16 protein-coding genes are annotated in these 23,623 nt (G+C 59.2%); 12 read left to right on the top strand and 4 right to left on the bottom strand.

Going from position 1 to position 23,623, the window contains the following annotated elements; translation table 11 throughout:
* Positions 1-1,305 precede the first annotated feature (1,305 nt).
* From TBK1r_RS34775 to TBK1r_RS34765, 3 genes are all read left to right on the top strand, one after another.
* Positions 1,306-2,103, top strand: coding sequence for a hypothetical protein (locus tag TBK1r_RS34775; RefSeq protein ID WP_145220437.1), 798 nt, complete (start codon positions 1,306-1,308; stop codon positions 2,101-2,103).
* Between the two features lie 849 nt (positions 2,104-2,952).
* Positions 2,953-3,588, top strand: coding sequence for an alpha/beta fold hydrolase (locus TBK1r_RS34770; protein ID WP_145220435.1), 636 nt, complete (start codon positions 2,953-2,955; stop codon positions 3,586-3,588).
* 55 nt (positions 3,589-3,643) lie between these two features.
* On the top strand, positions 3,644-3,862 hold the full coding sequence (locus TBK1r_RS34765) for a hypothetical protein (protein ID WP_145220433.1): 219 nt from the start codon (positions 3,644-3,646) through the stop codon (positions 3,860-3,862).
* Between the two features lie 114 nt (positions 3,863-3,976).
* On the opposite strand, the gene TBK1r_RS34760 is transcribed toward TBK1r_RS34765, so the two are convergent.
* Together TBK1r_RS34760 and TBK1r_RS34755 are read right to left on the bottom strand one after the other, a co-directional pair.
* A complete protein-coding gene (locus TBK1r_RS34760) occupies positions 3,977-5,590 on the bottom strand; it encodes a sulfatase family protein (protein ID WP_145220432.1) in 1,614 nt (537 codons plus the stop codon).
* A gap of 132 nt (positions 5,591-5,722) precedes the next feature.
* Positions 5,723-6,262, bottom strand: a complete 540-nt coding sequence (locus tag TBK1r_RS34755; RefSeq protein WP_145220429.1) for a Uma2 family endonuclease — start codon at positions 6,260-6,262, stop codon at positions 5,723-5,725.
* 334 nt (positions 6,263-6,596) lie between these two features.
* Between TBK1r_RS34755 and TBK1r_RS34750 the strand changes: the two genes are divergently transcribed.
* The 9 genes from TBK1r_RS34750 to TBK1r_RS34710 all read left to right on the top strand — a co-directional run bounded on the left by TBK1r_RS34750 (position 6,597) and on the right by TBK1r_RS34710 (position 21,180).
* On the top strand, positions 6,597-7,967 hold the full coding sequence (locus TBK1r_RS34750) for a 3-keto-disaccharide hydrolase (RefSeq protein WP_419580692.1): 1,371 nt from the start codon (positions 6,597-6,599) through the stop codon (positions 7,965-7,967).
* Between the two features lie 275 nt (positions 7,968-8,242).
* Positions 8,243-12,025, top strand: a complete 3,783-nt coding sequence (locus TBK1r_RS34745; protein ID WP_145220427.1) for a translocation/assembly module TamB domain-containing protein — start codon at positions 8,243-8,245, stop codon at positions 12,023-12,025.
* 91 nt (positions 12,026-12,116) lie between these two features.
* Complete coding sequence (locus TBK1r_RS34740) at positions 12,117-13,721, top strand: protein adenylyltransferase SelO (RefSeq protein WP_145220425.1); 1,605 nt, start codon at positions 12,117-12,119, stop codon at positions 13,719-13,721.
* Positions 13,722-14,099: 378 nt separating this feature from the next.
* The gene (locus tag TBK1r_RS34735) at positions 14,100-16,088 is read left to right on the top strand and encodes a peptide ABC transporter substrate-binding protein (protein ID WP_419580691.1); all 1,989 of its coding nucleotides are present in this window, start codon (positions 14,100-14,102) and stop codon (positions 16,086-16,088) included.
* A 9-nt stretch (positions 16,089-16,097) separates the two neighbouring features.
* Positions 16,098-17,027, top strand: a complete 930-nt coding sequence (locus tag TBK1r_RS34730) for an ABC transporter permease (RefSeq protein ID WP_145220423.1) — start codon at positions 16,098-16,100, stop codon at positions 17,025-17,027.
* Positions 17,024-18,250 carry an ABC transporter permease gene (locus TBK1r_RS34725; RefSeq protein WP_145220421.1) on the top strand — a complete coding sequence of 409 codons (1,227 nt, stop codon included), beginning with the start codon at positions 17,024-17,026 and terminating at the stop codon, positions 18,248-18,250. Before TBK1r_RS34730 ends, TBK1r_RS34725 begins: the two co-directional genes overlap by 4 nt.
* Positions 18,251-18,254: 4 nt before the next feature.
* A complete protein-coding gene (locus TBK1r_RS34720; protein ID WP_145220419.1) occupies positions 18,255-19,244 on the top strand; it encodes an ABC transporter ATP-binding protein in 990 nt (329 codons plus the stop codon).
* Positions 19,237-20,292: an ABC transporter ATP-binding protein gene (locus TBK1r_RS34715; protein WP_145220417.1), complete on the top strand. Its 1,056-nt coding sequence runs from the start codon at positions 19,237-19,239 to the stop codon at positions 20,290-20,292. The genes TBK1r_RS34720 and TBK1r_RS34715 overlap by 8 nt, the downstream gene beginning before the upstream one ends.
* A gap of 201 nt (positions 20,293-20,493) precedes the next feature.
* The gene (locus tag TBK1r_RS34710; RefSeq protein WP_145220415.1) at positions 20,494-21,180 is read left to right on the top strand and encodes a DUF6174 domain-containing protein; all 687 of its coding nucleotides are present in this window, start codon (positions 20,494-20,496) and stop codon (positions 21,178-21,180) included.
* Positions 21,181-21,290: 110 nt separating this feature from the next.
* Here the strand turns inward: TBK1r_RS34710 and TBK1r_RS34705 are convergent, their stop codons facing one another.
* Positions 21,291-22,931, bottom strand: coding sequence for a serine/threonine-protein kinase (locus TBK1r_RS34705; protein WP_145220413.1), 1,641 nt, complete (start codon positions 22,929-22,931; stop codon positions 21,291-21,293).
* A complete protein-coding gene (locus TBK1r_RS34700) occupies positions 22,928-23,593 on the bottom strand; it encodes a sigma-70 family RNA polymerase sigma factor (RefSeq protein ID WP_145220411.1) in 666 nt (221 codons plus the stop codon). The genes TBK1r_RS34705 and TBK1r_RS34700 overlap by 4 nt, the downstream gene beginning before the upstream one ends.
* Between the last annotated feature and the right edge of the window lie 30 nt (positions 23,594-23,623).

Genomic DNA, 23,623 nt, shown 5'->3' with positions numbered 1-23,623 from the left:
AAGTGCACCCATGAGATCAACACGCCGTTGGCAGCACAGCGTTGATGACCTGCGGCCAAGAGATTCGGGAAGCAGACGGTCTGGAGACGGCAGCGATGATCGTGGCAAACGAGTGCAGCGGGCGCGGAGGACAGGTGATGCCCGGGAGACGTCGATTGTATTACTGAGCGACATTTGGGCTAAGCACCGCTCTGTGGTGCACACCGCAGAGCGGTGCCACAACAAAGCCCGGGGTCGCGAAGCGCACCCCGGGGTGGGGGCGCAGAGGACAGGGGAACCCCAGCGGGGTTCAACAAACGGCGCGGCACAATCCGGGGTGCGCAAACGGCGGCGTGAATTGGGCGAACCGTGTTGCTCTGTTCAACCCCGTTGGGGTTGGCGGCCTGATGGTGACCGGACCTTGGGGTGCGCTGACGCGACCCCAAGCTTTGATGGGGCACGCCGCTGGCGTGAAACCGCGACGTGATTGGCGTCGGTGAGTGTTCCCATGGCGACGTGGGGAGCAAAATGCATCAGCAATACTTTTCACGCCCGGAGGGCAGGCAGAGTGAATGCCGGCGGTGTGAGCCGCCGGTTGGGAGATCGTTTTCTCGCAGCAGCCCAGGAAGGGCGACACCGTCCATGCGGCGGCGACACAGTACGTCCTGTGTCGGCCTTCCAGGCCTGCGCGGAAGGTGCGGTTGACGTCCGGGCCCTGACGGGACCGGCAAGCACTCTGTCAGCCCGCCGGGCTTTCGGATCTGGCTGCGCCCTCGTTGGGACGTCAATTGTATGACTGCCGGATCTCAAATAAATACACTGGCTCCCCTCTCCCCAAAAAACGCCAAAGACGCGAAGCGTCCAGCGTTTTTTGGGGAGAGGGGCAGGGGGTGAGGGGCAACGCATCTGGCCCGCAATGGCATCGAGGATAACCGCCCAACCGCGTGCTCTGCGACCAGTGAGATGGCTGCCACATCGATCGCCAGCCCCCTCATCCCCACCCCTTCTCCCCCACAATTCGACAAGCAAGCTTGTTAACGATTTGTGGGGGAGAAGGGTGCCATATCCGTCAGGAATTAAATCGACGGCCCTCCGGGATAAGAACGCGTCTTCGGCGCAGAAGGGACGCCTTGATCGTGACGGGGCAGTGGGCGGTGGATTCGGTCTGCGAAGACGGACTGGCGTCTGTCGATCGGTTACATTGACCATCAGCGGCGATGGCTCGTGCTGTCGTCGCGGCCGGACGTGCGGACCATCCGTTGCACTCGCAGGCACGGGGTCGGAGTCCATCGAAAACACAATCTCGTTAACCACGCCAGTGTCATCTTGAACCGCAGCAACCTTCGTTTCTCGATCGCTTTCATGCTGTTCGCTTGCCTTTGCGTCGCGGGCTTCCTTGCCGGCAACCGAGTCGGTTTCCGAGAAGGCTATGCGTCTGGTCAGGCGAAACGTCAAGCAGAGGATCCCTATCCAAAGGTTTACGAAGTTGGTGATCTCCTTCGATCCACTGGCAAAGATGCCGACGCCACCACAGATCAGCTCGAATACGATTCCTTGATGGCGGCCATTGAGACATCGGTGTTCCCCGGCGAATGGGAAGCCCTTGGCGGCGACTGTTGCATCGGTGTGTTTCCCCAGCTTGAAGCGATCTACGTCAACGCGACTTCTGGTGTTCACGACGGAATCGGGACCTTCCTCGATGATCTATCATCGGTGAGACTTGCGGTTGCCGAAGCGCAAGCCGAACGGCGAGACATGCGACGCCGACAAGAGGAGTGGGTCAACAGTATGTTGCAGCCGGTATCGGAGAAGCTGGGGGAAGACTTGGTGCCCATTGACGCTGACTTTGATCTTCTCGGTATTTGGGACGTTCAACGGAATCTTTCAGACGGATCGGTTGAATCCTCACAATGGAACTTCATTGATGCCGATACTGTCGAGGTCCCTGCACCGGAGGATGCGAACAAAACGACGTCGGTGTGGTACTTTGTTGCAGCTGGGTCGGTGGTGGTTTCAGGGAAGCCGTACATCGCAGCGAAAACCAAACGGGATACGCTCGTGTTGATCCCGAGCAATCAGCCACTTGCCTTCATGGTTGCAAGGCGAGGCGATGACGAACCATGAAATGAACCGAAGTGACGGATTCAGGATTTTGAAGTGGCGAGTCTTTCGCCGGCACTCGGTTGTGTCTGTCGTTGGGCTTCATCGAATTGTTGACCGTGTCGACGTTTGAAGTGCGGTCACGGTGGGGCGGTGGCGAGCGAGTGCAGCGGGCGCGGAGGATGGGTGATGCCCGGGGGACGTCGATTGTATTACGGAGCGCCTTTTGGGCTAAGCACCGCACTGTGGTGCACATCGCAGAGCGGTGCCACAACAAAGCCCGGGGTCGCGAAGCGCACCCCGGGGTGAGGGCGCAGAGGACAGGGGAACCCCAGCGGGGTTCAACAGACGGCTTCCTTTTGATTTCGTCACCGCTCGGCCTCGCTTCAGCTGAGGCAGGATGGGGCGTGAGGAACCTGGACGGACGGAAGATTGCAAATTGAAAATTGAAAATTGAAAAATGCAAATTTGCAATTGGAAGTTTTCATTTTTCAATTTTCAATCTCTTGCTCCGTGTCCTACAACGGGGAAACGGGTGCCAGGCATTTCAGGAATGAAATCCGCGCAAAGGAATAAGGTCGTCAACCCCGAACTTTTAGCAGCCCAGGCTTGCGCCCTGCCGCTAACACCTCGTCAAACGCAGGAAGTAAATGATTCACAGCGTTGCCCGTCCGGGGTCGTAGAGTGGGGTCGGTGCGTGGTGGATTCGGCCTGCGAAGACAGACTGACGCCTGTCGATCGGTTACATTGACCATCAGCGGCGATGGCACGGGCTGTCGTCGCGGCCGGACGTGCGGACCATCCGTTGCACTCGCAGGCACGGGGTCGGCGTCCATCGAATACACAATTTCGTTCGCTGAGCTGCGTTGAGCGGTGGATGTTCGCCGATCAGAAACCTTGTCCAAAATATCGCTTCGAGTTGTCCATGGTTTTGCCGTGGCGTCGTTTTTTTTTCGACCGCTTATCAGTCGTCTTTCCAGTGATTCATCTCACGCAACGTTGTTTCGCTATCCAAGTGTTGGGCTGTCGCTCGAGGACATCGTTGCGAAACTGTCGTTAAATCTGCGAGAACAACCACCTGATGCGATCGTCGCTCATAGCCTCGGATGTGTTGCGACCTGGCTCGCGGTCCACGAGGCCAAATGGAACGGGCCAATCGTCATGCTGGCTCCGCCCTTCTCCACGATCCCCTCTACGCGTCTCCTTCCTCGATTCCTGCGTTGGCCATTCGCCCCCTTGCTAGATCATCGGGCGCTCACTGCTGCGTCGGGATTTCAACTACCAAACCTGACTGCGTGCCCTATGATGACTGTCGCTGGGCGTTTCGACTTTTCAGTGCCACTGTCTTGCACCCGTCACGGCGATCTTGAAGAATCGCTGGTTACGTTTGATACACACAACTCGATGCTTTTCTCGTCATCGGTCGCAACAGCGTGTTTGGATTGGGTCGTACGCAATCACACCGCGAGTGATTTGAGGATGGACAACGAGTCGATGGGGCGTGGTTGATGAAGTGGATGTTCACTCGCTACGACGCCGTCCGGGGGCGATGGGTTCAATGTGTATGAGCGAAGAATCACCGACGGAGCATCCATCGTCATCCAAGCCGCAGTTCTCGATCCGCGGGCTTTTGAAATTCACCAGCTACTCTGCGGTATTGATCTACATCGTCTGGAGATCATGGGGTCATCTCGGCTCGACTGCACTCCTGTTCTTGCTGCTGTCTCCATTCATCTTTTTTGCTGAGATCGTGGATTGGATTCTCGGCGTTAAGAAGCGGTGACGTTTGTTGTCACACTTAGGGACTCGCTGCGGCGCCAAATCATCGCCGTCGTCGCGACGATGATAGGCTTTTTTGCTCAAAGACTTTGCCGACAGAGCGAACCGGCGCAGATCACTACTTCTTCTTTTTCGCCTGGTTCCTCGGTTGGCGGTTGCGGGCTGTGCCTGGATCCGAATCTTCGGGAACGCCGAACTGTTCCCTGGCCGCGGCCAGCTGTTTCATCAGCCGCTTTTGGACATCGGCGTAGTCGGTGCTTCCGTACACGCTTTGCAGTTCGTTCGGATCGGCTTTCAGATCGAACAATTCCCAATCGTCGATCTTCTTGCCTTCGAGTGCATAGTAGTGAATCAATTTGTGCCGTCCGTCCGTGACGCCGTAATGACGCGCGACGTTGTGGGCTCCGGGGTTCTCGTAATAGTGATAGTAGAAAACCTTGCGCCAATCATCCGGCGTGTTGCCTTGGAACAGCGGCACGAGTGATCGGCCTTGCATGTCGCTGGGCACGTCCACACCGGCCAGGTCCAAGAATGTTTCGGCGAAGTCCAAATTCGAAGTGATGTCGTTGTTGGTCGATCCCGGCGCGATCTTGCCGGGCCAGCGTGCCAAGAGTGGTGTGCGAAGCGATTCTTCGTACATCCAACGTTTGTCAAACCAACCGTGTTCTCCCAGATACCAGCCTTGGTCGGAGGAATAGATCACGACGGTGTTTTCGGCCAGTCCGCTTTCGTCCAGGTAATCGAGCACTTGGCCGATGCCGTCGTCGACGCTTTTGACGCAGCGCAGGTAATCTTTCACGTAACGCTGGTACTTCCACTTGATGATCTCTTCTTCGGTCATCGAGTCTTTGGCGGCTTCGAACGCCTTGTTCTTGGGGCCGTAGGCGGCGTCCCATGCGATCTTCTGTTGGTCGTTCATGTTGCCGTATCCGGACAACTTCAGGTCGTTGGCGTTCAAGTGGGTCTTGATCGTCATCGTCTGACGGCTGGCCGATTGGGTGCGGCCCTGGTAGTCGTCCCACAAGGTTTCCGGTTCGGGAATCGTCACGTCGTCCAGCCAGGTCAAGTACTTGGGCGCCGGTCTCCAATTTCGGTGAGGCGCCTTGTGTTGGTACATCACCATGAACGGCTTGTCGGGATCGCGATCCTGCTTCAGCCAGGCGAGCGTTTTGTCGGTGATGATTTCGGTGGTGTATCCGGTATGCGGTCGCGTGACCGGTTGTCCGTCGGGACCTTCGGTGATCATCGGCGGGTTGTAGTACGGGCCTTGGCCTTTCAAGACGTCGTAGTAGTCATACCCTTGGGGCGTGGTCGCCAGGTGCCACTTGCCGATCACGGCGGTCTGGTAGCCCGCCTCCCGCAGCAGTTTGGGGAACGTTTGCTGGTCGCCGTTGAATTTATTTCCGTTGCGGATGAAGCCGTTCAAGTGGCTGTACTTGCCGGTCTGAATGACGGCTCGGCTGGGGCCACAGATTCCGTTGGTCACATAGCAGCGGTCAAACCGCATGCCCTCGCGGGCGATACGATCCATGTTGGGTGTCGTGATCCGCGTCGGGTCGTAGGCGCTGAGGGCTTGGGTGCAGTGGTCATCGGTAAAGATGAACACGATGTTGGGCCGCTGAGACTCGGCCGCGGAGGCGACGGCGGTCACGCCGATGACAGCGCAGAGCGACAAAATCAATGCCAGAGAGGAACGCCAGCGAGGAAATCGATTCGGTGGGGACGCGAGCATCGGCGGATCCGGAGAGGTGCGAAGGCAGGGGAAATCGTACGAGGATGTCCCTGATGGTAGCCGCTCAGATCATCGCAGACAAATCTGCGTGAAAAAGAGTGTTGGGTCCCTGATTTGAACCGAACACCGTTCTCAGCGCGACAGCCAGCCGAAGTCCACGACCAGTTGACAGTGGTCGCAGATCGAGAGTTGGACGTGTTGAGCGACGGGAACGGATTCGTATTCGCCCCGGTCGCTGAGCCGAAGCAGTTGGACCGAGGAATCGTTTGGGTCGGCGATCAGATACCAGGGAACGTCATTCTGTTGATACAGCGATCGCTTCTGATTGGTGTCGCGGTCTCGCGTGGAGTCGGACAACACTTCAACGATCATCGCCGGCGTCGATTCAATGTGTCCGTCGGGAGGTTCTCCGCAAAGGACGCTCGCATCGGGGCGGACAATCGTATCGTCCGAGATGATCCAGTCGATCTCAGCGAGCACGCAGGCATTGCACTGGGCTTGATCGATTGCGATCGTCAGCGCCGTACAAAGTTTGACGAGCAGTCCACCGTGCCGGCCGAACGGGCTGGGCGTCATCGCGACGGCGGTTCCGTGCCATAATTCCCAGTCGCCCTCCCAAAGACGGTAATCCAAGACGGTGTAGTGCGGGAGATATCGGGCAGCTTCACTCATCCGTCACAACTCGAGGGACAACTGGGCGGTTAGGAAACGAACGTGACACGCGACAGTTTAACATGAGCCGGGCGGGGCCGTGTATTGCCGGATCACATCGAATCCGTCTCCATCTCCATTTACCCTGCGGTGCGACGCCCGGCACACGCGTTCACCCGCTCGGCGTGCCCCCCCTGCGACGAATTTTTGGGCTCAACGTGGTGCCTGCGTACCGCGCGAATTAGACTCTTGTGCTGCGAGCCGGCCGTTCGAGATCGAATCGGATTCGGATGGCTCACGCGACTCGCTGCAGATCTCCCCGCCTCGGTTCCACGCTTTTGGCCTATTGCCCCCCATGTCACTGCACCTGAACAAGTTCGGATTCCATTCCGCAGCGGCGTTGCTCGCCGCTGCGATGTTGCTGATTCCCGCCGCCAGTTTCGCCCAGAAACCGACCGTCATCCCTGGCAAAGGGCCGGCCTACACAGTGCCGCCGGAAAAGGAACCGAATTATCCGTTGATGGGTGAGTTCGTCGGCCAGATCGGGGTCAAAGGCGAAAAGAAAAAGAAACAAAGCGTGGCGTTGCAAATCCGCCCGGTCGCGGGAGACCAATTCCATGCGATCGCGTTTTACGGCGGGCTGCCCGGTGAGCCTAACCACCAAAGCGAAGAGATGCGGCTGATCGGGCTTCGGGGTAACGACAGCCTGGTGCTTTCCGGTGGACCCTGGGCAATCTTCGTCGACCCCAAGGGCTGCAATCTGGTCAGTTCCAGCGGCAAGTTGCTCGGACGACTCAAACGCGTTCACCGTGTCAGCCCCACGCTCGGTGCCAAAGCTCCCGAGGGTGCCACTGTCTTGTTCGATGGCACCAGCGTCGACCACTTCGTCAAAGCCGAGATGACCGACGACGGATTGCTCAAGCAAGGCGCGATGATCTCGCCGATGTTCCAAGATTTTGACCTGCACGTCGAATTTCGTTTGCCCTACATGCCACAAGCCGAAGGCCAACAGCGCGGCAATAGTGGCCTGTACCTGCAGAGCCGCTACGAGTGCCAGGTACTCGATTCGTTCGGAACCGAAAAGATGTACAACGGCCTCGGGGCTCTGTACCGCATGAAAGCCCCCGACGTGAACATGGCACTGCCGCCGTTGGTCTGGCAAACCTATGACGTCCATTTCACCGCACCACGCTGGGCCGCCGACGGCAGCAAGATCCGCAACGCACGCGTGACCAGTTGGGTCAACGGCGTCAAGGTGCAAGATGACGTCGAACTGGCTACTAAGACCGGTGCCGGCAAACCCGAAGAACCGACGTTGTCACCGATCAACATCCAAGATCACGGCGACCCCGTCCGTTTCCGGAACATTTGGATCGTCGACCGCGGCATCACCACGGTCGATTTCCCCGTCATCGCCTCCAAAAAGGAACGTCAAGAAGCGGCCAAGCTGGAGTGGAACGAAAAGCCGAAGCCTGAGGAACCGGCCGCTGAACCGGCTGAGGAGGCGGCGCCCGCTGAGAAGGCTGAGAAAAAAGACGCCGCCAAGCCGGGTCCAAAGCCAGCGGAAAAGGCCGACGCGAAGCCTTCGGCAAAACCGGAGGTGAAGGAGGCAGCGAAACCGGAGGTAAAGGAGGCAGCGAAGCCGGAGGTGAAGGAGGCAGCGGACGCGACGCCTTCTAAGGATGAAAAGCCGCAGGCCGAGAACCCCAAGTCGGAGCAAAACTAGCGGCAAGGGATGCAGCCTAGAAAGGACGTGGTCAAAAAATTGATTGGTCAAAAAATGGGGTGGTCAAAAAATGGGGTGGTCAAAGGGATGGCGCCGGCTCGGGTTTTCATTTTTTGACCACCCAATGTTTTGACCCAATGCTCCAGTTCTCCTGTCGCTGATTCGCCGGGCGGTCCAGATTGATCTTGCGCCGCGGGGGCGTTTTGGCGTACTCTCGTCCGCAGCGCTTTTCAGGTGAAGGGATTTCTGTGCGCAGGCACAAGGATGTGATCGTGGTGAGAGACGACTATTTGCTAGATGATCTCGAGCGTTCTCAGCTCGATGCCACGCGGCGACGACGTTCCAATCGCTCCCGACGCTACTACCGAATGCTGCTGCTGGCACTCGGATTTCTCGCCCTGTTGGCGCTCGCGGCTCCCAGTTTGGTCAGCCACACCGGCGTCGCCCGGTCCATGCTTGCCTCGAAGGCACAGGCCTACGGCTGGACCGCCTCGGCCGACTCGATCGACGTCGGCTGGATCACTCCGCTATCGATCCGTGGGCTCAAGCTGGTCGGCCCATCGGGCGAAACGGTGATCCAAATCGACCGCGCCGACACCGCGTTGACGGTGATGGAACTGCTGGGATTGGATCCGGCGGCGGTCGGTGAAGTGTCGCTGCGAGGCGTGGGGTTGGCGTGTAGCGTGGCCGAAGGCGGTTCGTCGATCGAATCGGATTTGGCCCCCTTGTTGGAACCGAGCGACCAGCCGGAATCCCTGGTCTCTGCATCGATCCAGATCCAAGATTTTGGCGCGACCGCCACCGATTCGACGTCGGGCGAGTCTTGGTCGCTGAGCCAATCGAATGTCAGTGTAAGCATTGAGGGAGTGCGGATCACCGGTGAGATCGCCGGGGTGGTCAACGAACCCGGCGGCAGCGGCGGAGCGATCCAAAGCCAGTTTGTCTGGCAAGCCGAGTCGGCCGAGTTGTGGAAGGTGTCGTTTGAGACCGAGTCGTTTCCGCTGTCGGTCGCCAACCTCGTTGCGCTTCGCTTTGCGGGGGCGATCGACGGATTGCCGCAAAAATTTTCCGGCGACACGACCGGCCGGTTGCAACTGGTCGGTGCTGCCGACGGGGCGATCCAGGCCAGCTTGGGTGACGTGCGGATTCGCAATCTGCAGACCATCGTGTCGTCCGGCGGTGGGCAAGCATCTGATGGTCAGCCCCAGGCGGTTCGAACACAAACCGGCCAAGTCCGACAATGGAACAATGAACTCGCGACCCTGGACGGAAACGTCGCGCTCGCCGGCGGCTGGCTGCGGGGCCGCGGGCTTGAGCTGACGACTGATTTCGCATCGGCCACACTGAACGGTTCGTTCCCGACCACGATCTCATTGGTCGGCTCGGACGACAATCCGCTCAGTTGGCTGCAGGCGTTGGATGGCAAGGCACGCGTCGACGTGGATCTGGCGTCTCTCGATCGAGCGTTACCGGGGCTAATCCCGTTACGCGACAACGTCACGTTGGTGTCGGGGCGGGCGCACGGCATCATCGAAAACCGGCCCGCCAGTTCGTCAGCGCCGGGACAATCGGCGAGTCAACGCAGCCATTTGACGCTTTCGAGCGAATCCTTGCGGGCCCGGGCCGATGGACGGATTGTCATGATCGACCCGATCGAATTAACGGCCACGGTGACCGATGATGAAGGCGTGCTGCGCGCCGAACGATTCGACGTGAAGAGTTCGTTTGCCGAAGCATCCGGTGCCGGCACGCTTCAAGACGGTACCGCAGAATTGCAGATCGATTTCGGCCGTCTTTACACTATGCTGCGACCGGTGATCGATCTGTCGGACCTTTCGCTGGGCGGGACCGCCGGAGGCCAGGTGCGATGGACAGTCAATCGATCTGAAGGTGGTCGAACCGATCAGTGGGATCTGTTGGGCAACGGCGAGGCGAAAAACTTACTGGTCACCTTGCCCAGCGGGCACCGTTTCAAACGCGCCATCGTGCAGGGTGACGTCGCGGCCAAGGGCCAATGGGACGGGCGAACGCTCCAGCAACTGATGTCCGCCGACGTGGGGATTCGCAGCGGCGGTGTTTCCTTACGAGCCGAACTGATGAAACCCGTGTCGCGACCGACGCCGGATTCGATCTATCCGGTTCGGTTGGAGTGCGATGGCCGGTTGGAGAACCTCAGTGAATCGTTGCGACCTTGGTTGCCCGAGTCGCTCCGCAGCGCCGAAGGTCGGTTGACCGGATCGGCGATCGCCAACGTCAGTCGATCGGGTGGCTCGCTTTCAAAAGCCGAATTTGTCGTCAGCCAGCCACGCATCAATTACGACAGCCAATGGTACGTCCAGCAAAGTGTGACGGTCAATTTCGACGGCGTGCTCGATTGGCCCAGTGGGAACTTTTCGTCGCAAGAGTTGACGGTCCGTGGCGAAGCGCTGTCGCTGGCGGTCCGCGGTGTTGCCAGTCGTGAGAAAACGAACTTGGACGTCGCTTGGAACGCAGACTTAAAACGGTTGCAAGAGAGCGTCGGTTCGACGATTGCACGCGCGGCGTCGACCAATGTCGTTCGACCGATCAGTTACCGGCCGGTGCAAGAGCATGCCTATCAGATCAGCGGACTGTCCAGCGGCAAACTGAACATCACCGGCGGACCGGTGAAGTGGAACATCGACGCGTCGGCCTCGGCATCCAATGTCGCCCTTCACGCTCCGTCGGATCAACGCAACTATCCGCCGGGGACTCCCGCGGGAGCGTATGGCCCAAGCCCACGACCGACGTTCGGGCAAGGTTTCGGAAATGCCCAACAGACTACGACGGGCGACCTGATTTGGCAGGAACCACGCGTGAAGGTCGAGGGGCGGATGCAATACAACACCGACAGCGGCATCGTCACTCTGCCCGGATTGCAACTGGCCAGCGACGGGTTCGCCGGCACCATGGTCGGCGAAGTGCAAACCGCGGGCGAATCGTTGGCGGTACGGTTGTCCGGCCCTTCGCGATGGAAAATGGATGTCGTCGCCGCGCGGCTCTCCAATCTGTTGGGGACGCCGATCCAAGCGAGCGGGATCCACGAAGCACCGTTTGAATTCAAGTGGACCTCGGCAACGGGGCAATCGTCGACCGGCAACCATGTGACGCTGGTCGTCAAGGGAGAACTCGGATGGGACCAGTGCGAGGTCGCCAACCTTCGCATCGGACGAACCAAGTTGCCATTCCAGATGACCGATCAATCCCTCAAGATCGCTCGCACTTCGTTCCCGGTTCTATCGCTCGGTCCGACCTCGGGCGCGACTGCGGCAGAGGTTGGTCAAGTCGATCTGGCGGCACAGGTCGATTACATGGCCAGCCCGATGATGGTGCGATTGTCGCCAGGGGCCAAAATCAAGACGTTGAAGATCACGCCGTCGACGGCCGCCGGTTGGCTCAAATACCTCGCTCCGCTGGCGGCCAATGCGACAACGATTGATGGTAACATCGCGGCCGAGTTCGACGAAGTGGCGTTGAACGTCGATGACCCCTACGCCAGCGTGGTTCGCGGCCGGCTCGACGTGCAAGACATGCGACTGTCATCCGGGCCGCTGGCGAACCAATTGATCCAAGGCGTCGAGCAAATCAAATCACTCGCGCGGATGGCCGGCGGACAAGTCGAACCGGCCAGTGCCAAGACGCTGATCGAGATGCCGCCCCAAAGCGTCGAGTTCAGTTTCGAACATGGGGTCGCCACCCACCAGCGAATGTATTTCAAGATCGATCGCGCGAATCTGATGACCAGCGGACGGGTCGCTACCGATTCCAGCATCAACCTGGTGGCCCAAGTCCCGCTGGACGCCCGTTGGCTCGGCAGCGATCTCAAGGGCCTGGCCGGTCAAACGTTGACCTTTCCCATCACCGGAACGCTTGATCGCCCCAAGCTGGACGATTCTGCCGTTCGCAACGTGATGGCCGAATTGGGCACCAAGGCCGGCGCCGAAGTGATTCAAAACCGACTCGATAGCTTGCTCCAGAAACAACTCGGTTCGGGAATGGAGCAAATCAATTCGGGGCTCGAAAAAATCCTCGGATTTTGAGCTGCCTGTCCGGCGCCCTTTTTTGCCCATCATTTTTCTGCCCTCCCACCCCTCCACTCCCGAAACTTGCCCGTGTCCCTAAAATACGGGTATGTCACAACAAGAATGGATCGATGCCTGGGAAACGCTCACGTTCGACAACCGCTTCACGCGGCACTTGCCGGCCGATCCGGATGAGACCAATCAGATCCGGCAGGTCCGCGGGGCATGTTATTCCCGGGTCGTCCCGAAAACCGTGGCGGCGCCGCGATTGATCGCGCATTCACGCGAGGTCGCCGAGCAGTTGGGGATCACGCCCGAGCTGTTGCAGTCACAGCAGTTCGCCGATGTCATGAGTGGCAATGCGGTTCATCCGGCGATGGACCCGTTTGCGATGTGTTACGGCGGTCATCAATTCGGAAATTGGGCCGGTCAACTCGGGGACGGTCGTGCGATCAATCTTGGCGAAGTCGTCGACGTGCACGGGCGACACCAAACGCTGCAGCTCAAGGGTGCCGGGCCGACGCCGTATTCCCGATTCGCCGATGGTCTGGCGGTCTTGCGCAGCAGTGTCCGCGAGTTTCTTTGCAGCGAAGCGATGCACCACTTGGGCGTGCCGACGACGCGAGCGCTCAGTTTGGTGCTGACCGGTGACGCGGTGACCCGCGATATGTTTTACGACGGCAATCCCAAGCAGGAGCCCGGGGCGATCGTTTGTCGCGTCGCGCCGTCGTTCGTGCGACTGGGCAGTTTTCAGATCTTCGCCAGCCACGACGACGTCGACACGTTGCGCCAACTGGCTGACTTCACGATCCGGCACGACTTCCCCCACCTGGGCAAGCCTTCACCGGAGGTTTACGCGGAATTCTTCGCCGAAGTCTGTCAGCGGACGGCCGAGTTGATGGTGCACTGGATGCGTGTCGGTTTTGTCCACGGCGTCATGAATACCGACAACCTTTCGATCCTAGGGCTGACGATCGACTATGGCCCCTACGGTTGGCTGGAAGATTACGACCCGGGATGGACGCCGAACACGACCGATGCCCAGGGGCGACGTTATCGCTATGGGCATCAACCCCAGGTCGCCCAATGGAACTTGGCACAGTTCGCCGGATCGTTGTTGCCGCTGGTCGATCAGGATGTCGACGTGCTGCAGAAAGGATTGCATCTATATGTCGAAACGTTTGACGACGGATGGAATTCGATGATGTCGGCCAAGCTTGGCCTGGACAAGTTTCGCGGCGAACAAGATCAGCGTCTGTTCTCGGAACTGTTTGACGTCCTGCAACTGGCCGAGACCGACATGACGTTGTTCTACCGACGGCTGGCCGACGTGCCGAACGACGTGGATGCCGAATCGGTGTGCGACCTGTTGCACGAAGCGTACTACAAGCCTGAAGAAATCAACGCCGACGTCCGCACCGCGACGGCGGACTGGTTCGCCCGTTACCAAGCCCGGCTCGCCGCCGCCGGCGTGTCGGATGAAAAACGTCGCGAGCGAATGAATCGCATCAACCCGCTGTATGTGCTCCGCAACTATTTGGCTCAATTGGCCATCGATCGCAGCGAGCAGGGAGACCATTCCGGGATCGCCGAATTGCTGGAGGTGCTTCGTCACCCCTACGACGAACAGCCCGGTCGAGAAGCCTACGCCGAAAAACGTCCCGAGTGGGCGCGGCACCGAGCGGGATGCTCGATGCTGTCCTGCAGCTCCTGATGTCATCCAGCTGAAGTGGCGTAAGCTTCCAGCTTGCGAATCTCCAAGCTTCCAGCTTGCCAGTGCACTCCCACTGAAGACATCCATCAAGAGGCGTTGCCCCACAGGGCAACGCTGTGAAGCATTCTTTAGCGGCAGGGCGTGAGCCCTCCGGTGTTTCGGGAACGATGAGGGACCGGAGGGCTTGCGCCCTGCCGCTAACACCTCGTAAACGCAGGGAGTAGACGCTTCACAGGGGCGCTCATCGCGTCGCTAGGTCGCCTCGTGCGCGGCGAGTTTGAACACCAGGAGTTTCGCCCTCGCATCAAACTTACCAAACCCGCTAAACTGCCGAGGTCCACTTCACTCGCCAGTCCTTTACCTACAAGAGACACGCTCGTGCCCCCGGAAGTTCGCCGCGGATTCGTGATCGTTGCGGGCCTGTTCGCTATCGCCGCAGTGATCTGGGCCGCGCGAATGGACCATATTCCGCCGGCCGACTTCGCATTTCAAAACGGCACCGATCCGAGTACGCTGGACCCCCACCGTGCGACCGGTCAGCCGGAAGGCCGAATTATTTTCGAGCTGTTTGAAGGTTTGTTGCGGATGCTGCCCGAGGGCGACCCTGACCCGGAGACGGGATTGCAGTCGCTGACCCCCCAGCCGGCGATGGCGGAGCGTTATGAGGTTTCCGAAGACGGCAAGACCTACACGTTCACGCTTCGCGACGGGATCCGTTGGACCGACGGCACTCCGATCACCGCTCATGATTTCGCCTGGTCTTGGCAGCGGATGTTGCACCCGGCGACGGCTTGCGAATACGCCTATCTGATCAGCGAAGTCCGCTTGGCGACGGAGTACAACAGCTCGGTCGTCGAGATCGGTGACCGCGTCGAAGTTGAACTTTGGGATCGCCCCGGTGAGACGCCGACCAGCGAAGCCAACGTCCAGCATTTTCCACGCGGGACGATGAAGTACGGAACACTGCGCGGCATCGTCAAACCCGACGCCCCGGAGTTGGGTGACAACGCGACGGAAGAACAGCGCGAACAGGCACAGCTCGATTGGGAAGACCGCTGGATTTACGAAGTCGAAGTGACCGATCCGGGCACAGCTGGCGATGACGAGGGCGAGACGACGTTACAGCGTTTCGCCGTCTCGGCGGAGGTGGCCGCAGGTGATGAAACCATCCAGCGGATGCACGCGGTGCTGGTCGACTTCAAGCACTTTGGCGGCGCCCAAGCCATCGATGACCAGACCTTTGTCGTTCACTTGAACCATTCGGTGCCCTATTTCCTGAACCTCGTCGCTTGGTACCCGTTGTTTCCCGTCAACCGGAATTGTGTGGAAACACACGGCAGTCCGCTCTGGACGAAGGCGGAGAACATCGTCACCAATGGTCCGTACAAATTGAAATTTCGTCGATTGCGTGACCGCATCCGGGCGGAAAAATTCTCGGACTATTGGCGTGCCGATGAAGTCTCTTTCGAAACCATCGACTTCGTGTCGCTGGAGAGCCAGAACACGGCGATGAACATGTACGAGACCGGGCAACTGCAATGGGTCTATGATCTGCCCGCCTCGGTTTTGGAAGAACTGAGGGACCGCGATGATTTCCACAGTGCGCCCAAGCTGTCGATCTATTTCTACAAACTCAACAACGACGTCCCGCCGTTGGATGACGTCCGTGTCAGACAAGCGATCAGCATGGCGATTGATCGGCGTCAGATTGTCGAGCAGGTGACCAAGGCGGGTGAGCAACCGGCCTACACCGTCGTGCCTCCGGGGATCGCCGGCTACAAGGGACCCGAAGGGCTGAAAGAGAACGTCGCAAAGGCTCAAGCATTGCTCGCCGAAGCCGGTTTTCCTGGCGGACGTGGTTTCCCCAAGATGTCGCTGATGTACAACACCAGCGAACGTCATCGGCCGATCGCCGAAGTGATCCAACAACAACTGCAGAACAACTTGAACATCAAGTTGGAACTGAAGAACATGGAATGGGGCAGTTTCATTGAGACGATCCAACAGGAGAAGTACGAGATCGCTCGCTATGGTTGGGTCGGTGACTATCCCGACCCCAATACGTTTCTGGACCTCTGGGTCACCGGCAATCCTCAGAGCAACACCAATTGGAGCAATCCGGAATACGATCGTTTGATCAAAGCCGCCAGCAGCGAGTTGGACCCGAAGCGCAGGATGGAATTACTGCGAGAAGCGGAAACGATCCTTGCGACCGACCTTCCGATCATTCCGATCTTCTTTTACACGTCTGCCGAGATGGCCAAAACGAACATCGTAGGGTTCGCGCCGTCCGCCCAGGATTTGCACCCACTGTCGATTCTGCGCTATCGATCCGACGACCCCGCAACGGCGCCCTCGAAGGACTGACTTTCCAGCATGCGAAATCTGATTGGCTATCTGCTCAAGCGAGCGGTCTGGATGCTACTGACGCTGTGGGCCGTCTACACGGTTTCATTCATCTTGATGCGCAGCGTGCCCGGCAATCCGTTCAGCGGCGAGCGGAGCATCCCACCGGCGATCGAACGCCAGTTGAAAGCGCGCTACAACTTGGACGCGCCGCCGCTGGAGCAGTATTGGGATTACCTGGTCGGCATCGTCACGCGATTTGATTTGGGATGGTGCATGGGGCTGGAAGATTACAGCGTCAATCAGGTGTTGGCCGAAGGGTTTCCGGTGTCGGCAACCCTGGCGATCTTCGCGCTCGCGTTTGCGATCATCCTGGGCGTCACCGCCGGCGTCATCTCGGCGGTCTATCGCCGCACCAAAGCGGACGTGGCGTTGATGTTTGCCGCGGTCTTGGGGATCGCGATTCCGAATTTCGTGTTGGCCAGTCTGGCGATTCTGTTGTTCGTGTTCATGATCCAGATTTTCCCCGCCGGCGGTTGGGGAACGCTGCAGCAGATCGCGTTGCCGGCGTTCTGTTTGGGCTTGCCGGTCGCGGCCTACATCGCTCGGCTCAGTCGCACGGGGATGTTGGAGATGCTGACGAAGGACCACGTTCGAACGGCGATCGCCAAGGGCTTGCCGCACCGCACGGTGATCCTGCGACACGTTTTGCCCGGTGCCTTGTTGCCTGTCGTGTCGTATCTCGGCCCGGCCGTCGCTCGGGTGCTGACGGGGTCGCTGGTACTGGAAAAAATCTTTGCGTTGCCGGGGATGGGAAGTCACTTCATCAACGCCGCCACGCAGCGTGATTACACGCTCGCGATGGGCATGGTGCTGACCTACACCGTGATTCTGTTTGTGATGAACACCCTGGTCGACCTCGCTTACGCCATCATCGATCCGAGGGTCAAGCTACAGTGAAATCGGAAGCGGATCGCGAAACCTTGGAACGCATTCTCGCCGAATCACGCGAGATCCGTGGCGTGTCGCTTTGGCAGGACGCCTGGAAACGTTTGCGGCGCAACCGCACCGCGATGATTTCGCTGTGGTGCCTGCTGACGTTGTCGGTGCTGGCGCTGTTGACGCCGCTGTTGCCACTGCAAAGTCCGATCGACAAGGATCTGGACAACCGCAAATTCCTGCCGCCGGGTTTCCATTCGGTCGTGATGGGCAGCCGTCCCGGATTGAAGTTTGCCGGTGGAACACTGACCGGCGAATTGGCGGAGTTCAATCGATCGATCGAACAGCTGCGTGCCGAGCTTGCTTCGGCCGGGCCCAAAAAACGTCCGCTGATCGAAGCCACGATCGCCGACCGCATCGACGTGGAGCATCCCTTTAATCAGATGTGGAATGAACTCGGTCCGGTCGCCTGGTGGATGACAGAAATCCGCGTCACCGTTTTTGGCGACTATGCGATCCCCAGCCTGTTCGGCACCGACAAACTCGGTCGCGACCTGCTGGCGCGCGTCTTTTGGGGCGCACGTGTTTCTTTGATCGTGGGCATCGTGGCGACGCTGGTCAGTCTGATCATCGGAGTCAGCTATGGCGCGATCGCGGGCTATTTTGGCGGTAACATCGACGCGGCGATGATGCGATTGGTCGACATGCTGTACTCCATTCCGTTCATCTTCGTCGTCATCTTTCTGGTCACGTTTCTCGGCGAAGATTCGGTCAAAAAGAAACTGGATTCGGTCGGCATCGACCAGATCACGATCTTCTACATCGTGATTGGTGCGATTTACTGGTTGACCATGTCGCGTGTCGTCCGCGGCCAAGTCATGTCACTGCGTCACGAGCAGTTTATCGAAGCGGCGCGGACCGTCGGCGCTTCGTCATGGAGGATCGTGTTTCGACACCTGGTGCCGAACGTGCTGGGTGTGGTGATCGTCTACCTGACACTGACGATTCCCAGCGTGATGCTGTTCGAAGCGTTTTTGTCCTTCCTGGGGCTGGGTGTTTCGCCGCCCGACGTTTCGTGGGGACTGCTGCTCAACGATGGCGTGGAAGCGTTGTCGATCATCAAGGTGTTTTGGTGGGTCGTGGTCTTCCCCGGCGGTGCCTTGGCGGCAACCCTCTTCGCACTCAACTTTCTCGGCGACGGCATTCGTGATGCGCTCGACCCGAGAATGAAGAACCGAGATTGACAACATGGTTGAATCAACGCCGCTGCTGAAAGTCGAAGACTTGCAAGTCAGTTTCAAGACGGATGAATCCCAGGTCCGCGCCGTGCGCGGCGTGTCGTTCGAGGTCTATCCCGGTGAAACCGTCGGATTGGTCGGCGAAAGCGGCAGCGGAAAGAGCGTGACGAATCTGGCGCTGATGGGATTGGTGCCCAAGCCGCCGGGCCGTATCGACGGCGGACAGGTTCACTATCAAGGGCAAGACCTGCTGAAATTAAATGATCGGCAAATGCAATCGATCCGCGGTCGCCGCATCGCGATGATCTTTCAAGATCCCATGACGGCGCTCAATCCGTTGATGACCGTCGGGCAGCAATTGACCGAGATGACGCGTTTGCACCTCGGTCTCGGTCGCAAGGAAGCCCATCGTCAAGCGGCCGAGATGTTGGAGTTGGTCGGGATCAGCGGCGCCGAGAAGCGACTGCGCGATTACCCGCACCAATTCAGCGGCGGGATGCGGCAACGCGTGATGATCGCAATGGCTTTGTCGTGCGAACCCGATTTGTTGATCGCCGATGAACCGACCACCGCGTTGGATGTGACGATCCAGGCACAGATCTTGGATCTGCTCCGCGATTTGCAACAGCGTCGCGGTACCAGCATCATCATGATCACCCATGACCTGGGTGTCGTAGCGGAGATCTGTCATCGCGTGTTGGTGATGTACGCCGGACGTGTCGTCGAAAAGGCCGACGCCCAGACCTTGTTCGCCGATCCGAAACACCCCTACACGCAGGGCCTGCTTCGCTCGCTGCCACGGTTTGACCAATCGTCCGACACGTTGGAAGCGATCCCGGGGCAACCGCCCGATTTGGGCAACCTGCCCGGCGGGTGTTCGTTTCGGCCTCGCTGTCCGCTGGCCGTCGATGCGTGCCAATCGCGGGATCCCGAATTGATGAACTTGGACGGTCGGCATGAAGTCGCGTGCTTGGTTGCGCAGGAGGCTGTTGATGTCTGAAACCAACCCATCGCCGATCCAGTCGCCGACTGTCGCGCCGACGTCTGTGCCGGGGGCATCGCCCGCCGCGCCGTTGCTGTCCGTTGAGGACCTTCGCGTTCAATTTCCCTTCAGCCGCGGCTCGTTCCTCAGTCCTCAGCGCGGCGTGATCCGCGCCGTCGATGGACTGTCGTTTGACATCAACAAGGGCGAAACGCTGGCACTGGTGGGCGAGTCGGGGTGCGGCAAATCAACCACCGCGCGGGCGATCATCAATCTGGTGCATCCCACCAGCGGATCGGTGCGGCTGGAAGGTGTCGACATCACGCGGCTGGGCGACCGTGAAATGATGCCGTATCGACGTGTCGTGCAAATGGTTTTCCAAGACCCGTTCGCGTCGCTGAATCCACGCATGACCGTCGGCAGCATCATCGGTGAGCCATTGGCCGTGCACGGATTGGCCTCGGGCAAAGATCGCAAGCTGGAAGTGTTGCGGTTGATGGATTTGGTGGGTTTGAACCCGAGATTTTTGAATCGCTATCCGCACGAATTCAGCGGCGGACAGCGACAGCGGATCGGCATCGCCAGAGCCTTGGCGGTCCAGCCGAAATTGATTTTGTGCGACGAACCGGTCAGTGCGCTCGATGTGTCGATTCAAGCCCAAATCATCAATCTGCTGATGGATCTGCAGCAGCGACTGGGGCTGTCGTACTTGTTCATCGCGCACGACTTGAGCGTGGTTCGTCACATCGCCACGCGTGTCGGTGTGATGTACTTGGGGCGGTTGGTCGAATTGGGCGAGGCCGAATCGGTGTACTCGCATCCCACGCACCCGTACACCGAAGCGTTGTTGTCGGCGGTGCCCGTTCCGGACCCGTCCAAGGCCGCCTCACGTCAGCGGATTCGTTTGGAAGGTGAAGTCCCGACGCCGGATCGGGAACACGTGGGATGCTCATTCGCCGATCGCTGCCCCTTGGTCGTCGACAAATGTCGCTTCGATCGCCCGGTGCACCGGCAGATTTCCGGCAGCGAAAAAGTTCATACGGTGGCGTGTTGGGAACGGGGCTGATCCTGAAATTTCAGAATCTGATCAAATGAAGTGTGACGTTTCGGATCAAAATCGGCCGTGATTGATAGCGGGCCAATTAGAATGGATCGTTCGTGACTCGTTCCCATTCTCGGGACGATGATTGAGTCGACGCCCCGAGCCTGTGAACAAGTTTGTCATTGAGCTGTAGATACACCACCAGTGAAGAGAAACCGGGTTCCCATGAATCGTCGACGCCCCCTGACCGTACAATCGCTAGAATCCCGATTGACGATGAATGCCGGGGCGATCGCCTGCGCTGGACACCACAGTTTTTTCAACCCACGCGACACCAACGGAGATCAGGTTGTCGGACCGCGTGATGTATTGGTGGTCATCAACGCGCTGCAAGTGCACGGCGAGTTGGCGGGAAACGAGTCTCAGGGAGATCCGCCACAGTGTCACGTCGACACGTTGGCGGTGGATGTCAACGGCGATGGAATGCTTTCGCCCGCCGATGTGCTTTCGGTCATAAACTGGTTACAGCAAAACCACCAACAGCGACAGGAATTGTCAGCGGCCCGAGAGACTTGGTCCCGAAACGGGCCGAGCGATTACGTCATGGTTCATCAATGGGGGTATTCGGCCTTCATCCCTGAAGTGACGACAACGGTCCGAGCCGGCGTGATTGCAACGGCGGTGGATGAAAATGGAAATGAAAAGTCCCACGGCGGTTCTTTCGACGCCGGTCTGACTGTGGAAGCCGTCTTCGACCTGATCGAGCAGGAACTTGACCAAGGCCACTTTCGTATCGAAATCAGTTACGATCCCGAAACCGGTCGGCCGACACGGGTTTACTCCGATCCGATGGAATGGGCGGCCGATGATGAATCTCTTTTCATCGTCAACTCGTTCATAGCGCTTGCCTAATGTTCGCTCGTCGGGAGATGTCTGACGGGCAGGAATGCTCGATCAGCGGTTATCCGGCAGGCGTTCACCGACGTCCTTGGACGATTTTGGCTGAGCCATGGAAATCTGCCTCAGCCGCCTTGTCGTTGTCTCTTGCGCCAGTATTGATATCCGGGGATGAAGAAGCAGAGCGCCGAGACGATCCCGAAGATCAGATGCGCCCATCGCGGTGCGACGGCCATCAGTAGCGACGCGGCGAACAGTGCGATCGCTTGAAAGTAAAACGCGCCGGTCAACATGCCCGCTTTGACCACAAACACGATCGCGCTGATCACGCCCAGCAGTGGCGAGAGCACCAGCACGTCGAGTCCGAGCAGCCACTCGATCGGAAACAACATGCCGATCGCGATCATGCTGCCGCCCCAGACGTGCGCGATCTGGCGTTCGATAAACGTTACCGGTCCCATCCGTTGCCGGAATTTCCAAAACACGGCCGCCCACGCGCCCAATCCGAGCGTCCACAGCCCCATGTAGATGAATCGATTTTCGTAACCTAAGAATTCGAGCTGCCAGGTCAAATAACACGCCACCAAGAGCACCAGGGAATGCCACATCCAAAGCGTGCCCCAGTTTTCCAGCACGGCGGCGTGGTGCGTTTCGCGAAAAATCCTGGCGATCACTTGTGCAAACCGTCCGCTGCGGGCCGCCACGACTTCATCGGCCAGAAAGGCCTCCAGATCCTTCGCCAGATCGCCGGCCGTGGCGTAACGCAGATCGATCGGTTTTTGCAGACAGCGAATCACGATCATCTCCAGATCGCGGTCCAGTCCCGGGCGGAGTGCCCGCGGGGGACTGGGGTCTTGTTCGATCACCAGCATCACCATCTCCACGGGCGTTTCTGCGACGAACGGTGGTCGGCCGGTCAGGGTGAAGTAGAGCATCGAACCCAGGCTGTAGATGTCGGTCGCCGGCCCGAGCAACTCACGTCTGCCGCCGGCTTGCTCGGGCGACATGTAGGCCGGCGTTCCGACCAGCATGCCGCTGCGGGTCAGATTGACGTTGGCGCCCGATTCTTTGGCCAACCCAAAGTCGGTGATCAGCGTTTGGCCTTCCTTGGTGAGCAGGATGTTGCTGGGTTTTAAGTCGCGATGAACGAAACCTTGGTCGTGGGCGAATTGCACGGCGCGGGCGACGTCGGCGATGATTCGGGCGGCTTCACGCTGCGGCAGCGGCCCCCGGGCGGTCCGATCGGCGAGCGTTTCTCCCTTGATGTACTGCATGCTGAAGAACGGGCGACCGTCGATGTCGCCGACTTCGTAGACGGGAACGATGCCTGGATGGACCAGCCGAGCCGTTGCCGCCGCTTCGGCCAAAAAGCGTTCCAGGTCGACGTCGCTGGCCAACCGGCCTCGCAGAATCATCTTGACCGCGACTTCACGGTCCAGGCTGATCTGACGGGCGCGGAAGACGACGCCCATGCCGCCGCGTCCGACCTCTTCGATCAGTTCATAGTCACCGATCGTGGTGGGCAGCTTGAGACGTCGCCAGCGATTGTCGTCCCCGGCAGGTGTCGGCGGCCGCTGATCGGCGGCGATCCCCGCGGTGTCGGTCACCAACACGGCGCCCCATAGTTTGCGGAGTTCGTCGGCCAGGTCTGGGTTCTCGCGGCAGACGCGATCAAAATCGATCGGTTGGTCGCGGCAGATCGCATCGGTCAGCTCGGCCAACAAGTCCGCCAACCGCTGCTCGTCGCGGGCCGACAGGTCGCTCACCGGCGAAACTCATCACTGGTCGATGACGACTGGTCGTCCTCTTGAAGCACCTCACGCAATCGACGCACGGCGCGGAGGTACCGCATGCTTGCCGCGGGCGGATTGAGCCCCAGCACCTCGGCGATTTCCAAGTTGGAAAGGTGCTCGTAGTGCCGCATCAGGATGATTTCGCGATCCTGGTCATTCAACTTTTCGATCGCCGCTTCGACCTTGGCGGCAATCTCGCGTTGCGTGGCGGCCGTCGCGGGTGTCAAACCGGGATCACACAGTTGGACGGCCAACTCCATCGTCGACTGGTCGGGACCGCCCGGGGAGGTCATCGGTTGCTCGCGGTCCATGTTCCGCTTTGCGCTGACGCGATGCCGCCGATAGGTATCGATGATCCGATCCCAAGCGATTTGGCGCAACCAAAGGTGGAACGCCATCGCCGGGTCGGACAGGTATTTGTCGAGCCGACCGCTGGCTTCGATCATCACGTCTTGAACGACATCGCTGACGTCCACGCGGCGTTGGACCTTGCGGTCCAGACGCAATTCGATCAGCCGCCGGATCGGCGCCCGGTGCTTTTCCAGCAAACGGTTGACCGCGTCGGAATCGCCCGACCGCGCAGCGGCCAGCAGGGTTTCCGTTTGATCGTCACCGGCCCAAATCGACTTTGTCATGAGATGCTCCTAGGGGGATCATAGTCGATC

This window comes from Stieleria magnilauensis, assembly GCA_007753675.1.
GTDB lineage: Bacteria > Planctomycetota > Planctomycetia > Pirellulales > Pirellulaceae > Stieleria > Stieleria magnilauensis.
This window is presented reverse-complemented; position numbering and strand designations above follow the sequence as displayed.

Coding starts and splice junctions, on each gene's coding strand:
- TBK1r_RS34730 (WP_145220423.1), top strand. CDS start 16,098: ATGCGAAATCTGATTGGCTATCTGCTCAAGCGAGCGGTCTGGATGCTA.
- TBK1r_RS34700 (WP_145220411.1), bottom strand. CDS start 23,593: ATGACAAAGTCGATTTGGGCCGGTGACGATCAAACGGAAACCCTGCTG.
- TBK1r_RS34710 (WP_145220415.1), top strand. CDS start 20,494: ATGAATCGTCGACGCCCCCTGACCGTACAATCGCTAGAATCCCGATTG.
- TBK1r_RS34760 (WP_145220432.1), bottom strand. CDS start 5,590: ATGCTCGCGTCCCCACCGAATCGATTTCCTCGCTGGCGTTCCTCTCTG.
- TBK1r_RS34715 (WP_145220417.1), top strand. CDS start 19,237: ATGTCTGAAACCAACCCATCGCCGATCCAGTCGCCGACTGTCGCGCCG.
- TBK1r_RS34765 (WP_145220433.1), top strand. CDS start 3,644: ATGAGCGAAGAATCACCGACGGAGCATCCATCGTCATCCAAGCCGCAG.
- TBK1r_RS34720 (WP_145220419.1), top strand. CDS start 18,255: ATGGTTGAATCAACGCCGCTGCTGAAAGTCGAAGACTTGCAAGTCAGT.
- TBK1r_RS34750 (WP_419580692.1), top strand. CDS start 6,597: ATGTCACTGCACCTGAACAAGTTCGGATTCCATTCCGCAGCGGCGTTG.
- TBK1r_RS34740 (WP_145220425.1), top strand. CDS start 12,117: ATGTCACAACAAGAATGGATCGATGCCTGGGAAACGCTCACGTTCGAC.
- TBK1r_RS34755 (WP_145220429.1), bottom strand. CDS start 6,262: ATGAGTGAAGCTGCCCGATATCTCCCGCACTACACCGTCTTGGATTAC.